We start from the raw sequence: 15,616 nt of genomic DNA, 5'->3' as shown, positions 1-15,616 counted from the left end.
TTCATTTGTTCATGCCCCCCGCCATGCCCCCACCAAAATTTGTGGAAATGTGAGTCCGTGATTGTGACTCGAACAGGGAACTTTCGACGTCAAACAGGCAGCAGATTCGGTGACCGAGAGCAAGAGATTTCGATCCGTTTCAAATGCCCCCTAGTCCGCCCTTATTTGCATCGATCCTGAAGCCAATCGTCGATTTCATGCTCAATCCAGGCGATCGAGCGACCGCCCAGGCGAACCGACTTTGGAAACCGGCCTTCATCCATCCAGCGGTAGACCGTGGACCTGCCCAGGCCTGTCCGATGCAGGACCTCTCGAAGCCTCAGGAACCGATTGATCTTGGGCCTTCGGGAGCACCCATGATCAGAGTCCGCGAGAAACGGCATCGACAACTGCTCGATCTCATTCGGCATGGTCGCCTCCCTCTGGACTGGGTGCGACAAGGCCGAGACGAACGAGCCTGCGGTGATAGGCATCGACCACTAGATCGCGCAGATCGGTTTCCGGATGGTACGTGAGCAACGCATCCAGCGCGACCGTGATGAAGATGTTCTGACGCACCGGATCGGTGGCAGGCGTGCGTAAGTCTGCCTCCATATCGCGCATCCATGCATCGTGAATGCAGTCGCCAACCACGATGCTGCTGCTGACCCCGCGCTCGCGCGCTTTGGCCTTTATCCAGTCGTCAACTTGAGCGGTAACGTAAGTTTGTAAGCAATAATTCCTTTTCATTTATCCAAGCTCCTTGTGTTCAAAGAACCTGGCTCACCCTTCGGAAGGCGACGACCAATCTAAGTCACGGCCTGCCTGTAGGAAAATGAAAAGTTCGGCAGTGATTTCAGCAGCCTGGAAGTCTCTGACTTGCAAGTGACTTGCGAATCCAGTTCGTAAATCACGTTCAAATTAGAAAAGGCACACCCCGAAAATGACGCCCAAAGCCATGATAACTAACAGGAAACTTCTGCGGCACCGCTGCGTACGGTGTGCCTGTCAAGTTCCAATGTGCGAGGGCGGTGCCAGTCTCATGGGCTGACTGATCTAGGGAAGCATTTGCCGTGTCCATTTTCGGAGCGTGAGCAACCAGTCCTGCTGCGCAGGCTTACCCGCCGAGCAGTTGAAGATCGTTCGACCAGACAAGAACCGCACCCCCGAAGAGGCGGCGGCTAAGAAGCGCGTGCGAAGCCAGGAACCGGGACCTGTCGGTTCCGCAGCTTCGCGCCGCACCGACCCGCTGCCGGTCGGGAGTGCATGCGGGGCCCGGGACAAAAGCACCGCTTCCTCAGGAGCGCAGCCAGCGGCTGCGCGGGACAGAGTGCGTCCCCAGCCCCGCTCCATTCTATCCCCTCGCTTGAGAGCGAGAAGGGGCGCTGTCCGGTCTGGACAGCGCCCCTCACGTGGGATCGATGATGCTGGATGTTAGTCGATCTCGGGAGCATCCTTGTTGTCGTCGTTCTCGCCGGAGCCGTTGCCGCGGGAGAGGAAGTCGACCTTGTCGGCGAGGATCTCGGTGCCGTAGCGCGTGACCCCGTCCTTGTCCTCCCACTGGGTGTAGTGGATGCGGCCCTGGACGCTTACCAGCTGGCCCTTGGAGCAGTACTGACCGACGGTCTTGGCTAGACGCGAGAAGCAGGTCACCCGGTGGAACTCGCTTTCCTTGGCGGTGTAGCCATTCTCTTGCCTTTTGGTCTTGCCGTCCTTGTCCCGCGCTGGGCGATCGGTGACGACGGTGATCCCGGTGACATTGGTGCCGCCCTTGGTCTCGCGGGTGTCCGGTTCGCGGGCGATGCGGCCGGTGAGGATTGCGATATTGGTCATGATGTAAGTCCTTCAGTTCCTCAAACCGGAGACCATCTCCGGCTTGCGAACATCTGAAAGAAGCAGGGCATGGGAGGACTGCACCGCAGGAGCGAAGCTCCAAGGGAAACCTGTTCGTGACGGGTGGTGCGGGCAGGCGCGCGAAGCGCGACAACACGGCCGTCAAAGGAACGGGTTGCGGCTCCTCAGCTGACCTGGTTCAGGACTGTTCGCGAAGAAAGCCGGATGGGTATGGGGAAGCTAGAAAGGAGGCCTGACTTTGTGTCGAAGTCGTCGTTCCGGGACTTAAGCGGGCCAGTCGACCGCTAAAACTCGGGACCGAAGCCGGTCGCCGTAGCATCTGTCAATTTGTCGCGCGAATGCGATTTGCCCCATTAGGTGATTGCGCAAGCCGATTACAGAATCAAAACCCCGCGCCGTCGCGTGACGGACTGGCCCGACGTCTTCACGCTCGAGGAAATGCAAATGGGTCTCAATGTTTGCTCTGAAGTTACGCGTGAGGCGTGGCCTATCGCGATCGACTAGGAGTCCCAGCACAACTTTGCGCGCGCCAGGCGCGGCAATGCTGGTCTTGGTTCTATTGGCCTCGAAGCCATGAGCGCCAAGTACATCATAGACTTGATGAATGAAGTCCTCGGCCCCCTCTCTCGTAAATGCGCCGGAAGTCGAGAAAATCATGTCGTCCGAGTAACGGCTATAACGCAAGCCGGATTCCCGCGACAGGGAAGTCATGCGCCGATCAAAACGTCGCATGACCAAGTTTGCCAGATGCGGACTGGTCGGCGCGCCTTGAGGGAGAAATCCTATCCAATCGTTCTGCATGACGCCTCCAATCGGATTGGAGCGCCTGCGGAACACATCTTTCCGGCTCTTGAGAGATGGGAGGCGAGTGCAAAGTCGGGCTAGTTGGAACGAGAGTAGATCCGGATAGCCAAGGCGCTCGAAAACACTCGCGACATACGGCTCCTTGATGGATTCGAAAAACCGTTCGATGTCGACTTTGACTAGCCATCGTGCGCCTGCGTGACGAGCTGCCGCTTCAAAGATTGTATCCCTTTTGAAATAGGCGGTGCTCGCTCGATGAGGTGCGATCTTAGAAAGCACATGCTGTTGGAGCCAGCGCTGTACCTTCTTGAGTTCAGGATCGGGGATACAGATTGTCCGATAGCGCCGCGACACAGCTGTCCCTGGGGGATGTTGGCGTTTCTTAGCGATGTAGTCACGATATGGATCACTACCGCGGCCAGCTACGTCAGTGAGATACCGATGGGACACACCGCAAACTTGTGCGAGATGCGCTAGAGTGAAGATTACGGGAAGCTCATGCGAGACGCTTTGGATCGCGGCAGCATGTTTAAGCGCTGCGCTTATAATTGCAGGATCGACATTAGCGGCGCGCGCACCAGCGACGTAGGTTTGAGAGTCCCACAAGGTCATTTACCCTCTAGGATCACGGCCTGGTCGGTCGCGCTCCGCGGCAAGCCCATCGCCGCCCCGGGCGGAGCGTGACCGATAAGGCCTATGCGGAGGCTCAGTCGTCAGCGACCGAAATACGATCGCCGGTAACGCCAGACAGGGGTGCCCGGCATTACGCCTGCTTGTGCAGGAACTAAACGCCTTCATGAGACTCTCAGGGATGTTGGATAATATGGAGCATTTGATCCGGCAACCTTGTTCACCTCTCTTCTGCGCCTGGCCAGCCCGGCTTTCAACAACTTGCGCCCGCTATCGGTCAAGCGACTGCTTTCGCTGATCCATCCTGCCGACATTGCAACACCTCGCAGACGGAGAACATCCTGGGTCGGGAGTCCAGATCGCTCAGCAACCTCAACCTCGGCATCAGCGTGCCAGCGTCCTCGTAGGGCGAGCAAGAATGCAAGCATTTCAGCCCGGTCACGGCGCCGCGATCGGAAATCCAGCACACGCTTAAGCTTTGCCCATTGATTTTCGATGGAGCTACGCAGCAGATCAGCGGTCGTTTGCGGTAGGCCGAAGAAAGATCGTAGATCACTTGGTGCGCGACCGCTGAAAAGAGGTTTCCAGCGTTTGAACTGCTGCCCCAACACTGCGGGCACATTGTTCGGCATGCCGTAGTCGAATGCCACGAGCGCCGCTGTCTCTTTGTGTCCCAGCGGCTGATCGTGATCTTTTCCATATCGTTTCGCCAAACGGAGCCACTTCTCTGCCCACGGTTTAGGTTGAGGACCGGTGAGGGTTGAAACCACATTCGCGACGCAAACGGTCGGCCTGCATGGGTGAGATTTTATACGGGCAACGCCGCCGCTTGTGCCGACAGCGGCCACGACATGAAACCGAATATAGCCTCGTGACCACCAGGCTGCGAATGTCGGAACGCGCCAGAATTTGTGAAGCATCGTCCAGATTCTGTCACCGGAACCGATGAAATCGGTGACAATTACAATCTGGCGAATTCGATTCGTCCTTTTGGCACTGTTGTATTGTCGTGGCGCAGGATGATTGACGAACCTTGGATTTGCTTTAATCGCCTGCGAAATCAAGAATGCCATCCATCCTTCGCTTCCAACGCGCGTCGCTCCGCGGCGTGGTGAGACCGGCTTGAACTTCGCATGCGCGACTGCGCGTTCGCTAAGATTGCCGTGTGGGTTTGAATAGGTCTCGATCGGAAAAGCCGTCGCTTGTGAGATCTCCCGTTCGGCATATAGAGCGACCCTGCCCTGCGCCGTATCGATTTCCTCAAGCTGACGTGTGATCGCATCGGTGACCTGACCCTCGTTGAATAACTCGAGACGGTCGACAAGAGAGGCTGCATCTTCGCGGTCCCCATCGTCGAATTGAGCAATCCACCGTTGCGCGGTTTTGCTTTCGGACAAGGCTTCGGGCTGATTGCTCATTAGTAAGGATTGACTCGGCCTAAAATGCGAAGAAGGACTTTTCTATATCGGGTCCGAACAATTTCTTATGAGATGCTGGACTAGCAGAGATCTAAACATCAAATCAATTTAGGTGAAAAGACAGGCTACATAGGCTCAGCTAGAATGAGATCTGCAATCGAGTCCAGTTCCGCTTTTGCACGCTGCCAATTGGGCATTTGCTTATTGAGCAGGTCGAAGAAACGCTTGCTGTGGTTATGCTCTTTTAGGTGGCAAAGCTCGTGAAGAATGACGTATTCGATGCAGTGGCGTGGGGCCCGAATAAGCGCGGGATTGAGGTAGATAATACCATCCGGGGAACAGCTGCCCCATTGCGTTCTCATGCGCATAAGTTTCAGGGGTGGGCATACTTCGACCCAATTCAACCGACCCGAGATTTCCGAAAATTTATCGCTCAGATAATCGACTGCACGCACATCATACCATGCATTCAATCTGCGTTTGACGGCGGCTCGATCAGCCACTGGCAAGGTTACAACGAGCTTGCCTCGCAAGAGTTTGACTTCAGAAGGATGCGCGTTGCTCTGGTTGACGATAAGCTTATGCCGCCGCCCTAGATAGAAGTGCGTCTCGCCGCTCACGTACTCGCGCGGTAGTACCATTCGCCGCGCGGCGATTGCCGCGTTCCGGTGCTGAAATATCCACCTTGCGCGTCGCTGAGCCGCCGCCCTGATCTGACCTGTTTCTTTATCGCAGGGAGCTTCAATTTCGACATCACCGTTGGGGTAAACGTGGATGCGAATACGGCCCGTCACAGCTGCGGTTTGTCGAACGAGGCACAAAACCTCTTGATCGCCGTATCGGACAATCATGCCTTTGCGCCACTTCCCCGAGCAAGGCCAATGCGGGTTACCTCGACAACCTTCTCGGTAATAACCTTTGCCTTGTCCAAGCCGGTCAAGCCGAACAGGCGAGGCAACAAGGCTTTTCGGATAGCTGCTTCAATGTTTGCGGGGTTCAGCGAATTTTCCGCAATTGCACTCTCGACGGACTTTTCCATATCCAGCGCTGCCCGGATGAAGTCTTGCTGTTCATCCCCGTTTGCGACCGCGTCGCCAATCTCCAACCGGATAATCCCGAAATACGCGCTCGCATGGCGGTGACCTTCGAGGCGTTTGGGCAGGTCATCGATCTTCTTGGCGGCGAGCTTTTCTTCCAAATCCTTAAACATGATGTATTGCTTGTAAGGGTGGTCGAAAAGTGCGGATGCTTCCGCAATGGCCCGCTTGAGCAGGTCCGAAAAGAACAGCTGCGCATAGGGATCGTCGGCCAATTCCTGCTCGATCGTCTTGCGGACTCTGGATCGGATAATGTCAGTTTCGTTGCGTGTTTTCTCAGGTGACCAGGTTTCGGCGGCCTGCTGATTTCCAAGCTCATTGACGATCAGGACGCCGTCCACATTTTCAACGTCCTCGCCCACAACATAGCGATCGACCAGTCTCCTGATCTGGTCCTCGTACGCGCTGTAGTCGATGGTTTCCTGTGCGTCCTGCTTCACGATCTTGCGCAGGTTGGAAAAGAACTTGAGGTCCCGTTTGTATTCAGCAATCTGCCCCTCGGTGATCGACGTGTCTTCGAAGAACGAGCGCGATCCCAGTGCAATCTTTAGGCACATGCCGTAGGCTGTCAGAGCCTCGTAGAAATCCTCCCTAATCTTCTGGTTCATGTCGACAGGTGCGCCATCCTCGCCCTCGCGAGTCTGCGGTACCAGCAGCTGCCGGTACTGCTCGATATCAGCCCTATTCTTGACCGGCTTGAAGATTGACCAGAGGTCGGCGTGGAGGCTGGGCAATCGCTTATACTCGGTGCTGACATCGGCATAGAGTTCGTCGATATCGTCGAGATCGAAGCCGCCTTGCGTGCGTTCCGCGAGGTCTTGATATTCGGTAAGCGCGGTATCCAACGCCTTCAGAATACCCCGATAATCGATAAGCAAACCATACTTCTTGTGCTCATGCAGCCGGTTCACGCGAGCAATAGCCTGGATCAGATTGTGCTGTTCGAGCTTTTTGTCGATGTAGAGGACGGCGTTGCGCGGCTCATCAAATCCAGTCAGCAACTTGTCGACCACGATCAGAATGTCAGGTCGCCCATCGGTTGAGAAATCCTCGATCACCTGGCGTTCGTAATCGTCGGGGTCGCCTTTGACGTTTTCCTTCCACCATTGCAGCACCTCGGGCAGTTCTGCCTCATCCACTTCCGAATGACCTTCCCGCGTGTCGGGGGGTGAGATGACGATAGCGCTGCTCACCAGACCGGTTGCATCCAGTGCTTTCTTGTAGCGGATGGCAGAGCGCTTAGAATCGGTCGCGAGCTGACCCTTTAGGCCGAGATCAAGATCCTTGAAGTTCTCACTGAAATGGGTCGCTATGTCGAGTGCGATCAGATTGATCCGGTCGCCAGAGCCATAGACCGCGCCCTTGGTCCCGAACTTCTTTTTGAGATCGCCTCTTTGCTCATCGGAAAGCCCAGCGGTAACCTTGTCGAACCAGTTGTCGATTGCCCGTTCGTTCACGTCGAGGATCGGCTCGCGTTCCTCGTAGAGCAGCGGCGTCACCGTTCCATCCGAAACGGCGTCCTTCATCGTGTAGGCGTGGACGATGCGCCCGAACTTGTTGGCTGTCTTGTCGTCCTTCAGCAGCGGAGTGCCGGTAAATGCGACATAGGCGGCGTTTGGCAGCGCCTTGCGCATCCGCTCGTGGTTCTCGCCGCCCTGGCTGCGGTGCCCTTCATCGACCAGCACGATCATGTCTGCGCTGTCGTTGCGGCATTCGGCGTGGCGCGCTGCGCTGCCGAACTTGTTGATAATTGTGAAGATGATCCGCTCGGTGCCCTTGCCGATGCGCTTGGCGAGATCGCGCCCCGATTGCGCCTTGGCCTTGCCCGCAACCTTGGAGCCAATGTCCGAACCGAAGGCTCCCCCGGTCAGGAAGTTGCCCGCCAATTGCTTTTCCAGATCGCGCCGGTCAGTGACCACGACCAGACGGCAGGCCTTCAGCTGCTCGTGCAGCAGTAGGGCCTTGCACAGCATCACCATCGTGAAGCTCTTACCCGAGCCGGTGGTGTGCCAGATCACCCCGCCCTCGCGCGCACCGTCGGGCCTTATCCCACTGATCTGGTTAAGCAGTGCGCGGATGCCGAAGAATTGCTGATGGCGAGCAACGATTTTGTCCACCTTGCGGTCGAACAGAACGTAGGAACGCACGAATTCCAGCAAGCGCTCGGGCGTGCAGAGGCCTATCAGCAGACGGTCCTGCGCGGTCACGGCCTGCTCATCGCTCCATAGATGCTGGAAGTGATCGCGCACTTCGCGCACATGGTTCTTCAAGATCGCCGCGCGCGGATCGGTCGCCTTTGCGGCATTTTTGATCTGGCGGAAGTGATCCTCGGAAAACTCCTCCTCGCGCCATTGCGCCCAGAATTTGCGCGGGGTCTTGGTGGTGCCATAGCGGCCATCTGTCATGCCGATAGACAGCAGCAGATGGGCATAGGCGAACAGGTGCGGGATTTCCTCCTGCCCCTGGTTGCGGATCGTTTGGCTGATGCCTTCGTCCACCATTGACTTGTTGGGATTGCCACTGTCGGGCCGTTTGGCCTCGATCACCAGCAGAGGGATGCCGTTGACGAAGCCGACGATATCCGGCCGTCGTGTGTGCGTGCCCGGCACGGCAAGCACTTCCATTTCTTCGCTGGCGACAAAGCTATTCGCCAATGGGTGTGCCCAATCGATGATCGGAACGGTTACGCTATGCTTCTTGCCTTCGACGAATTCGGTGACGGTGATGCCCAGCGTGATGGCGTTGTAGAGTTTCTCGTTGGCGGTGATCAGCCCTTCGTTCAGGGCAGGTGAGGTCAGCTCGCGGACGATCTGGTCGATCGCATTGGTTGAAAGCGGATAGGTCCGCCCCTTGTAGTCGAACGTCCGCCGCCGCAGCTGCTCGACCAGCACATCGCGCAGCACCACTCCCTGATTGCCGCCACGCGCGGCTAGGCAGTCCTCTGGTGACAGATAGTCCCAGCCCAGCGAAACCAGCGTGGCGAGGGCCGGAATATGGGAGCTGTAAAGCTCAGCGGTGTTGGGTGTGATCGTCATGCTCACAGCTTGTCGAACACCGAACCCATGCGGGGGCTGAAGAGCCGCTCATAGGTACGCAGGAGATAGGTATCCGTCATGCCAGCGACATGATCGCAGATGATGCGCGGATCGTCGTTGGCAGCCGTGAACTTGACGTAGGCGTCGCGCGGCAGCAGGCGCCTCGGGTCCGCCTGTAAGGCTTCAAACACTGAAACCACCATTGTCTGCCCCTTGAATTCCAGATGCTGGACGCTGGGACTGAGGATGACTTCGCCTGCGACTAGGTCTTTGAGCGCTTCGAGGAAATCGCGTTGGGGCGGCTGCAAAACCACCCGGTATCGAATAAGGGGTTCGGAAAAGACTTCCTTCTCTTCGTATTCGGCAGCGGTGATGAAGTGGTGAACCAGCCTGCTGATGAAGCGTTTGCGTGTACCGCTGTTGGCGAACAAGCCTTCGACCATGTGCGTGAAAACGTCGTTCGCGCTTTCATCAGGATACTTCTCTTTGAGGGCATCAAGAAACGAGGGGCACTTATCTTGCAATGCTGCTGCCAGCGTTTCCTTGTCGATCAAGCCCAACGCGATTGCGTCCTCAAGATCATGTACGCCGTAGGCGATGTCATCAGCAGCATCCATGATGCTGCAATCGAGGGATTTGTGGCGCGGAACGTGGTGCTTGCCGTTCTTCGGATCGCAGGCCTGAAATTCCTCACGTTCGGCTTCGGACAGCGGGTTGATAATCCAATCCACCACATCGCGTTCGCAATCGAGGTAGCACTTTGGCGGCTTGCTGACCTGATCGTCTATAATGTCCAGCGTTGTCGGACCGCTGAATAGTTTGGGAGCAATGGCAGGATTGCGCGCCTGCGAGAAGGCAACCGGGTATTTCAGAACGCCAAGCAGCGTGCGGCGACAAAGGTTTGCTCCGGCATTGGCGGAAAAGCTCTCAAGCCGCGTTAGGATGCGCAGTGTCTGGCCGTTACCTTCAAAGCCACCATGCGAGCGCATGCAGTAGTTGAGCGCCACTTCGCCGCCATGACCGAAGGGCGGATGGCCCAAATCATGGGTGCAGCCGATCGCCTGGATCATGCTTCGGTCGGGCAGGTGCGCCGTCGCCGGGTGTTCGGGCAAGCTCTTTGCCAGTTGTTTGGCAAGCCCGCCAGCGATCTGCGCCACCTCCAATGAGTGCGTCAGGCGAGTGCGATAGAAATCGCTATCGCCAAGATTGAGGATTTGGGTCTTGCCCTGCAAGCGACGGAATGAGGCTGAATGGATAACCCGCGCATAATCGATGTCCCCATCCTCGCGAGCGTCCTCGGCTTGGGGTGTCCAGCCCTCACGTCGTGCATTCCAGCTCATGCTCAATCTCCCCAGACGCTGGCGGAAGCGGCATCGTAAAATTCAACACCAAGCTGCCAGTTCGCAGGTCGCATAGCGGCCAATTCCTGGGCTCGCGCCATGATGCGTTGATTGTCATCGGTAAGCGGATCGCCAAAGATGCCCACGTAAAGCTTTTTGAATCTTCCCCGGCCAATCCTGACAAGGATGTGATCATCATTCGCCGCAAGCGAATGGCCGAATACGAACATGCAATGTTGGCCCTGCTTCACATTGGCGGTGAACTGCTTGAAGCCTTGGTAAAGGTAGGCGTTGTGACGGATTTTCGCTTTCTTCTTCGCGCTGGTGCCCTCGGCGACGAAGAGCGGGTACGCAACCACCGCAATGGCTGCACGGGCCTGATCGACAAGCGGGACGTTTGTTCGAACCCAAGTGTATTTCTTCAACTCTGCCCCTGAATCGAAGAGGTGCAGTGCACCGTGAAGGAAATGCACACGCGCATCATGGGCGCCGGTTTCGCCCTGCCAGACGACGTAGTCCGCATCGGGATCGTCCTCATCATTGCCGAAGCCGTCGTTCTTGGCCAGGTTGATCGGATCGCCGAACGGCATGTCATCATGCATCAGCGTCCAGTAAAGCAGCAGATCATAGTTGAGCGTGAAGACCTGCCCTGCTTTTGGCCCTGCGAGGAAATGCGAGAGGAAGCGACGACAAGCCCAAAACTTGGCATCAGGGATGTCCGGCGGAACGTTGGGATGATTGCTGGCAATCGTCTGGACCAAAATCTCTTTCAGCGCATTGGCGTGCTCGAGCATCTTGGCGATGGCTTCATCACCATGTGCAACATAGGGCGGCAAAATTCTGGCCGCATTTTCCAGTGAGCGGATTGCTTGCTCAAAATCTTGGGTGCCGAGTGCGGCGAAGACGGCTTCGACTTCAGGAACTTGGGTGAAATCAGCCTGTTCAAAGAGCGAACCATAATGAAAGATGTCAGCACGACAGGCGATGCTGAAGCCGTTGCCGAGCAACAGGTGGCGCTTGGAGTACTTTTCGGAATCCTCGATTGCTTCTGCAAACGTCATCAACGGCATCACGCCACCTCGCCTTCCGGGATTTTGACCCGGCGTTTGCCGGTCAGCAGTTGCTGCATCAGCGCGGCCTTTTCCTGGCGGAGGGCGGTGAGTTGGCCTTCGTAGGCAACGGTAAGATCGTCCACGCTCTTGATTGCTGCGGCAATGGCGACCTGTTCCTCGATGCCGGGAACCCGGATGCGAATCTTCGCGAAGTGCGGAAACTTGAGGTTCCACGTATCGGACACGAGACCCTGCGAATGGCGCTCGAACACGTGGATCATTTTCGGCTGCTTAAACAAGTAGGAATAGAACAGCGCGTCGTGTCCATTTCGAGGTGTGACAACGGTGTAGGCTGGACTGACCTTACCAGTCAGGCCGCTGAGCGCAGAGGCACCCTGCCACATGCGCATGGTGTTGTAGGCAATATCGCCCGCGCAGACTGTCTTGTACTTCGATTGGTCAACGCTGGATATGTTTCGCCGCCCAGCATCTTCTTGCGGGATTACGCCACTGGCCTGCGTGACCGACAGAAGCGCCAACCCATCTTCGCCACGTTCAACCCGTTCTGTGAACGCGGTTCCTAAGCGGATTTCCCGCCAATCACCGGAAAAGCCGGGGAGGCGTTTCTTGGGTGGGGTGGTGCCTTGCGGGAGCAGCTGCTGCTTCAGCGCCTGCTTCTGAGCGCGGGCGTTGGCGATCAGTGCCTCGACCGTCTCGATGGCGCGATCCCAAGTTTTTAGCGTTTCGGCGATGCGCCGCTGTTCCGAAATGGGTGGAAGCAAGACAGGTGCTTTTCGCAACGTCGCGATCGAGATCTCTTGAAGTGCCGAGCCGTTGGCCCGCCGGTTGATCAGGTTCTTGAACTCAGGGCCGTTTAGCGATTGGAGCAGAAAGTCTGATGTGGCTGCGCCTTTCTTCGGAGAGATCCTGGCAATACCCCTCGTTAGGTTGCATCCTTCGAGCTCCGATGTGACCTGCGCCGTCTGGCCGATGATGCCGCGTAGTGCGATCATCAGGTCGCCTTCCTTCAATACAGTTCGGCTGTATGCAGCGCTAATTTCCTGGCTTGTTGTGATCATCGAAGCGGGATTGAGATCGCCGTTGGCGATATCGACAACGCGCACGCAGGGGACGCCTTTCTCAACAGGATCGCCTGTCTGCACAACACCATAAGAAACCGGGACTGCAGATATTTCGGCCACGGTCGAGCGCTCCCACCCCTCCGGAATCATTTCGCACCCCCCTTGCCCTTGGCGGACTTGTCAGCGGCGAGCTTCTTCACCTTGGCGGTTGCTTCGATGAAATGCTGCTCGACCGCGCTTGGCGCGTTGATCGCGCGGGTGTGCCAGCGGTCATATTCGGCATCGACATGCTTGCTTGCGCGTTTTGCGGACACTTTACCCGCACCGCTCAAGAGCTCATGATCACCCAGCTTCAGAAAATCATCCAGCTTCGCAATCCAGTCGGCCATGTGCATCGGCTTGCGGTTCTTCGCCATGGCCTCGGCAAATTCCAGGAAGGCAACGGTGATGCGGTTGAGCGTGTCCATCTCGTCCGCTTCAAGATAATTCTTCGCCACCTGTGCATCCTGCTTGGTTGGCAAGCGCCCCTTCTTCTCGCCGTTCCAACTGGTCAGCCCCATCATCGGCTTGGCGCTGTCGGCGCGCGCCAGTTTGGTTTCCGCCGCCGTCTGGCCATGGGCCGCGTGGTGCATCTTGTTTTGCACCGTCTGAAAGAATTGCTGGCTCGCCTCTGCCTTTGGGTCATAGTCCACGGCGGTGGCGTAGATATCGAGCACCTTCTTGTAGAACAGTTTTTCCGACGCGCGAATGTCGCGGATACGGGCGAGCAAATCTTCGAAGTAGTCGTTGTCCGGTTCCTTCAGGCGCTCGTCATCCATGACGAAGCCCTTGACCATGTATTCGGACAAGGTCTCCGATGCCCAGCGGCGGAATTGCGCACCACGCGGGGAACGAACGCGGAAGCCAACCGAGAGGATCATGGGTAGGCTATAGTGAGCAACCTGCCGCTCGACGCTGCGGTTGCCCTCGGTTTGAACTATTGAGTAATCCTCAATAGTTGCCTCATCCTGCTCGTCATCGTCCAATATCGCTTTGATATGTTTGTTGATGTTGGAAACGGTGGTCTGAAACAGTTCGGACATTTGCGCCTGTGTGAGCCAGACACTGCCGTCGCGCTCCTGCAAGCGAACGATAAGATCACCGTCTTCGGTGGTGTAGAGGATCAACTCGCCCGCCATCAGTAGCCAAGCTCCTTGAGGTAGACGTCCATCTTGTCTTCCAGCTTGGCGAGCTCGGCCTTCAGCTTCAGCCGTTCGGCGCGGACAGCAACCAAGTCGATCTCTTCCTCCTCTTCGAAGGTGTCGACGTAGCGCGGGATGTTGAGGTTGTAGTCGTTCTCGGCGATCTCCTCGGGCGTGGCGAGGTAAGAGTATTTGTCGACGGTCTCACGCTTGCGATAGGTTTCGACGATCTTCGCGATGTGCTCTTCTTCGATCTGGTTCTGGTTCTTGCCTGATTTGAACTCACGGCTCGCATCGATGAACAGCACCTTGTCGTCAGACTTGGTCTTGCGGAAGATCAGGATACAGGCGGGAATGCCGGTACCGTAGAACAGCTTCTCGGGCAGGCCGATCACCGCTTCGAGCAGGTTTTCCTCGATCAGTTTTTGCCTGATTTTGCCCTCGCTCGATCCCCGGAACAGCACACCATGCGGCGCGACCACTGCCATGCGCCCGGTCTTCGGCTTCATCGTCTCAATCATGTGGAGGATAAAGGCAAAGTCACCCTTGGTCTTGGGCGGCACGCCGCGCCGGAAGCGTCCGAACCGATCATTCTCCGCCGTATCGACGCCCCACTTGTCGAGGCTGAACGGCGGGTTGGCGACGACCACATCGAAGTGCTTCAGGCGGTCCTCGGCATCGAGCAGCTTGGGGTTGCGGATGGTGTCGCCCCATTCAATTCGGTGATTGTCCTCGCCGTGGAGGAACATGTTCATCTTGGCGAGCGCCCACGTGCTGCCGATCGATTCCTGGCCGAAAAGCGCATATTTCTTCGACCCACCGAACTTGGCCTGTACGCGGCGCCCGCACTTCATCAGCAGCGAACCGGAACCGCAGGTAGGATCGCAAGCTTCCTCGCCCTCGGCCATGTCCATGATCTCGGCCATCAGCTCGGACACTTCGGGCGGGGTGTAGAATTCGCCTGCCTTGCGGCCCGCGTCCGCAGCGAAGTTCTTGATCAGGAATTCGTAGGCGTTGCCGATGACGTCCAGATTGCCGATGCGCGACGGGCGCATATTCAGCTCTGGCCGCGCGAAATCCTCTAAAAGGTGCCGCAGGATGTCGTTCTTCTGCTTTTCCTCCCCCAGCCTGTTGGAGTTGAAGCTGATGTCTTGGAACACATCGCGCAGCTTGCCGACATTCGCCTCTTCGATGGCGTGCAGCGCCTTATCGATCCGCTCACCGTTCCCGGGTTCGTGCCGCGCTTTGTATAGCGTGGCGAAGTTGGCGGATTCCGGCAGGACGAAGCGCTCGTTGGTCATCAACTCGGCGATAAGCTCGGGTGTATCGCCATACTGCTTCTTGTACTCGTCGTAGTGGTCCTGCCACACGTCCGAAAGGTACTTCAGGAACAGCATGGTGAGGACGTAGTCCTTGTAGATGTCGGCAGAGACCGTCCCGCGAAAAGTGTCACAGGCGGCCCAGACGGCCTTGTTCACTTCGTCCTGTTTGATCTGGTCGATCATAATGCTCTCTTTCCCGGATGCGTTGAGACGGCCCGCAAAAGTTCCTTGGCTACGGCATTCATCTCGTTTGTTCTATTTCGGATGAGTTGATTGAGAACCCGGCGCTCTGCCTGAAAGGCTTTGTCGATTTCGACAACGCAGCTTTGCCTATCGAACCTCGGGACGAGGATCGGCAATTGCTCAACTACGGAGCGCTTCAAATTCAGAATGTGCGATCCTGTCGCTCCGGCAGCAAGATACTGCTGAGCGGGAGTCTGATTGATCTGCCACGCCAAGAACTCAGGGATGATGTGGTCGCGCATTAAGCGAATTACGAAAAAGTGCGTTGAGCAGACCACCGCCCCACGCCCGCCATCGATGCAGTACGCGAAATTTCGCCCGCCTCTTGTAGACAGGATGATGTCACCGGGATGCAGTAGCGCTTTATCTTTCGAGCGGGGTAGCTCGACATGCACTAAGTCTTCCCAATCGATCCCTGCTTCTGGGCTGGCGTTTCTCATCTGTACGACAGCAACATCACCGGATGGTAGCTCGTCGATCTTCCCCCGGAACGGGTATCCAGCCGAGATGGAGGCCACCTCAACTAGCTGAGTCGAATCAGATGCATCAACGCGTTTCATGCACCTCAATTGATAGATT

13 protein-coding genes are annotated in these 15,616 nt (G+C 56.9%); all 13 read right to left on the bottom strand.

What is annotated here, in order from left to right:
• Positions 1-161: 161 nt before the first annotated feature.
• The 13 genes from QPW08_RS14380 to QPW08_RS14320 all read right to left on the bottom strand — a co-directional run bounded on the left by QPW08_RS14380 (position 162) and on the right by QPW08_RS14320 (position 15,597).
• On the bottom strand, positions 162-383 hold the full coding sequence (locus QPW08_RS14380; protein ID WP_284126670.1) for a helix-turn-helix transcriptional regulator: 222 nt from the start codon (positions 381-383) through the stop codon (positions 162-164).
• 16 nt (positions 384-399) lie between these two features.
• Entirely contained in the window at positions 400-729 is a 330-nt protein-coding gene (locus tag QPW08_RS14375) for a hypothetical protein (protein WP_284126600.1), read from the bottom strand.
• 684 nt (positions 730-1,413) lie between these two features.
• Positions 1,414-1,812: a single-stranded DNA-binding protein gene (locus QPW08_RS14370; protein ID WP_284126599.1), complete on the bottom strand. Its 399-nt coding sequence runs from the start codon at positions 1,810-1,812 to the stop codon at positions 1,414-1,416.
• Positions 1,813-2,097: 285 nt separating this feature from the next.
• Positions 2,098-2,991 (bottom strand): reverse transcriptase family protein, encoded by an 894-nt coding sequence (locus QPW08_RS14365; protein ID WP_284126598.1) that lies wholly within the window; start codon positions 2,989-2,991, stop codon positions 2,098-2,100.
• Positions 2,992-3,431: 440 nt separating this feature from the next.
• Positions 3,432-4,685: a phosphoribosyltransferase-like protein gene (locus tag QPW08_RS14360; protein WP_284126597.1), complete on the bottom strand. Its 1,254-nt coding sequence runs from the start codon at positions 4,683-4,685 to the stop codon at positions 3,432-3,434.
• A gap of 125 nt (positions 4,686-4,810) precedes the next feature.
• Entirely contained in the window at positions 4,811-5,536 is a 726-nt protein-coding gene (locus QPW08_RS14355; RefSeq protein ID WP_284126596.1) for a M48 family metallopeptidase, read from the bottom strand.
• A complete protein-coding gene (locus QPW08_RS14350; protein ID WP_284126595.1) occupies positions 5,533-8,817 on the bottom strand; it encodes a type I restriction endonuclease subunit R in 3,285 nt (1,094 codons plus the stop codon). The genes QPW08_RS14355 and QPW08_RS14350 overlap by 4 nt, the downstream gene beginning before the upstream one ends.
• 2 nt (positions 8,818-8,819) lie before the next feature.
• Positions 8,820-10,157, bottom strand: coding sequence for an anti-phage deoxyguanosine triphosphatase (locus QPW08_RS14345; protein ID WP_284126594.1), 1,338 nt, complete (start codon positions 10,155-10,157; stop codon positions 8,820-8,822).
• A 2-nt stretch (positions 10,158-10,159) separates the two neighbouring features.
• A complete protein-coding gene (locus QPW08_RS14340; protein WP_284126593.1) occupies positions 10,160-11,227 on the bottom strand; it encodes a DUF4917 family protein in 1,068 nt (355 codons plus the stop codon).
• On the bottom strand, positions 11,227-12,441 hold the full coding sequence (locus QPW08_RS14335) for a restriction endonuclease subunit S (protein WP_284126592.1): 1,215 nt from the start codon (positions 12,439-12,441) through the stop codon (positions 11,227-11,229). Before QPW08_RS14335 ends, QPW08_RS14340 begins: the two co-directional genes overlap by 1 nt.
• A complete protein-coding gene (locus QPW08_RS14330) occupies positions 12,438-13,469 on the bottom strand; it encodes a virulence RhuM family protein (RefSeq protein WP_284126591.1) in 1,032 nt (343 codons plus the stop codon). Before QPW08_RS14330 ends, QPW08_RS14335 begins: the two co-directional genes overlap by 4 nt.
• Entirely contained in the window at positions 13,469-14,977 is a 1,509-nt protein-coding gene (locus QPW08_RS14325; protein WP_284126590.1) for a type I restriction-modification system subunit M, read from the bottom strand. Before QPW08_RS14325 ends, QPW08_RS14330 begins: the two co-directional genes overlap by 1 nt.
• Positions 14,974-15,597 carry a restriction endonuclease subunit S gene (locus QPW08_RS14320; RefSeq protein ID WP_284126589.1) on the bottom strand — a complete coding sequence of 208 codons (624 nt, stop codon included), beginning with the start codon at positions 15,595-15,597 and terminating at the stop codon, positions 14,974-14,976. The genes QPW08_RS14325 and QPW08_RS14320 overlap by 4 nt, the downstream gene beginning before the upstream one ends.
• Between the last annotated feature and the right edge of the window lie 19 nt (positions 15,598-15,616).

The sequence above is a fragment of the Parerythrobacter aestuarii genome (genome assembly GCF_030140925.1).
GTDB classification, from domain to species: domain Bacteria; phylum Pseudomonadota; class Alphaproteobacteria; order Sphingomonadales; family Sphingomonadaceae; genus Parerythrobacter; species Parerythrobacter aestuarii.
Note: the sequence above shows the minus strand (reverse complement) of the source record. Positions and strands in the feature narration are given on the sequence as shown.

Excerpts from the sequence above, each read along its gene's own strand:
- QPW08_RS14330 (WP_284126591.1), bottom strand. The coding sequence starts at position 13,469 with ATGGCGGGCGAGTTGATCCTCTACACCACCGAAGACGGTGATCTTATC.
- QPW08_RS14350 (WP_284126595.1), bottom strand. The coding sequence starts at position 8,817 with ATGACGATCACACCCAACACCGCTGAGCTTTACAGCTCCCATATTCCG.
- QPW08_RS14370 (WP_284126599.1), bottom strand. The coding sequence starts at position 1,812 with ATGACCAATATCGCAATCCTCACCGGCCGCATCGCCCGCGAACCGGAC.
- QPW08_RS14340 (WP_284126593.1), bottom strand. The coding sequence starts at position 11,227 with ATGCCGTTGATGACGTTTGCAGAAGCAATCGAGGATTCCGAAAAGTAC.
- QPW08_RS14345 (WP_284126594.1), bottom strand. The coding sequence starts at position 10,157 with ATGAGCTGGAATGCACGACGTGAGGGCTGGACACCCCAAGCCGAGGAC.
- QPW08_RS14375 (WP_284126600.1), bottom strand. The coding sequence starts at position 729 with ATGAAAAGGAATTATTGCTTACAAACTTACGTTACCGCTCAAGTTGAC.
- QPW08_RS14360 (WP_284126597.1), bottom strand. The coding sequence starts at position 4,685 with ATGAGCAATCAGCCCGAAGCCTTGTCCGAAAGCAAAACCGCGCAACGG.
- QPW08_RS14380 (WP_284126670.1), bottom strand. The coding sequence starts at position 383 with ATGCCGTTTCTCGCGGACTCTGATCATGGGTGCTCCCGAAGGCCCAAG.
- QPW08_RS14355 (WP_284126596.1), bottom strand. The coding sequence starts at position 5,536 with ATGATTGTCCGATACGGCGATCAAGAGGTTTTGTGCCTCGTTCGACAA.
- QPW08_RS14325 (WP_284126590.1), bottom strand. The coding sequence starts at position 14,977 with ATGATCGACCAGATCAAACAGGACGAAGTGAACAAGGCCGTCTGGGCC.
- QPW08_RS14320 (WP_284126589.1), bottom strand. The coding sequence starts at position 15,597 with ATGAAACGCGTTGATGCATCTGATTCGACTCAGCTAGTTGAGGTGGCC.
- QPW08_RS14335 (WP_284126592.1), bottom strand. The coding sequence starts at position 12,441 with ATGATTCCGGAGGGGTGGGAGCGCTCGACCGTGGCCGAAATATCTGCA.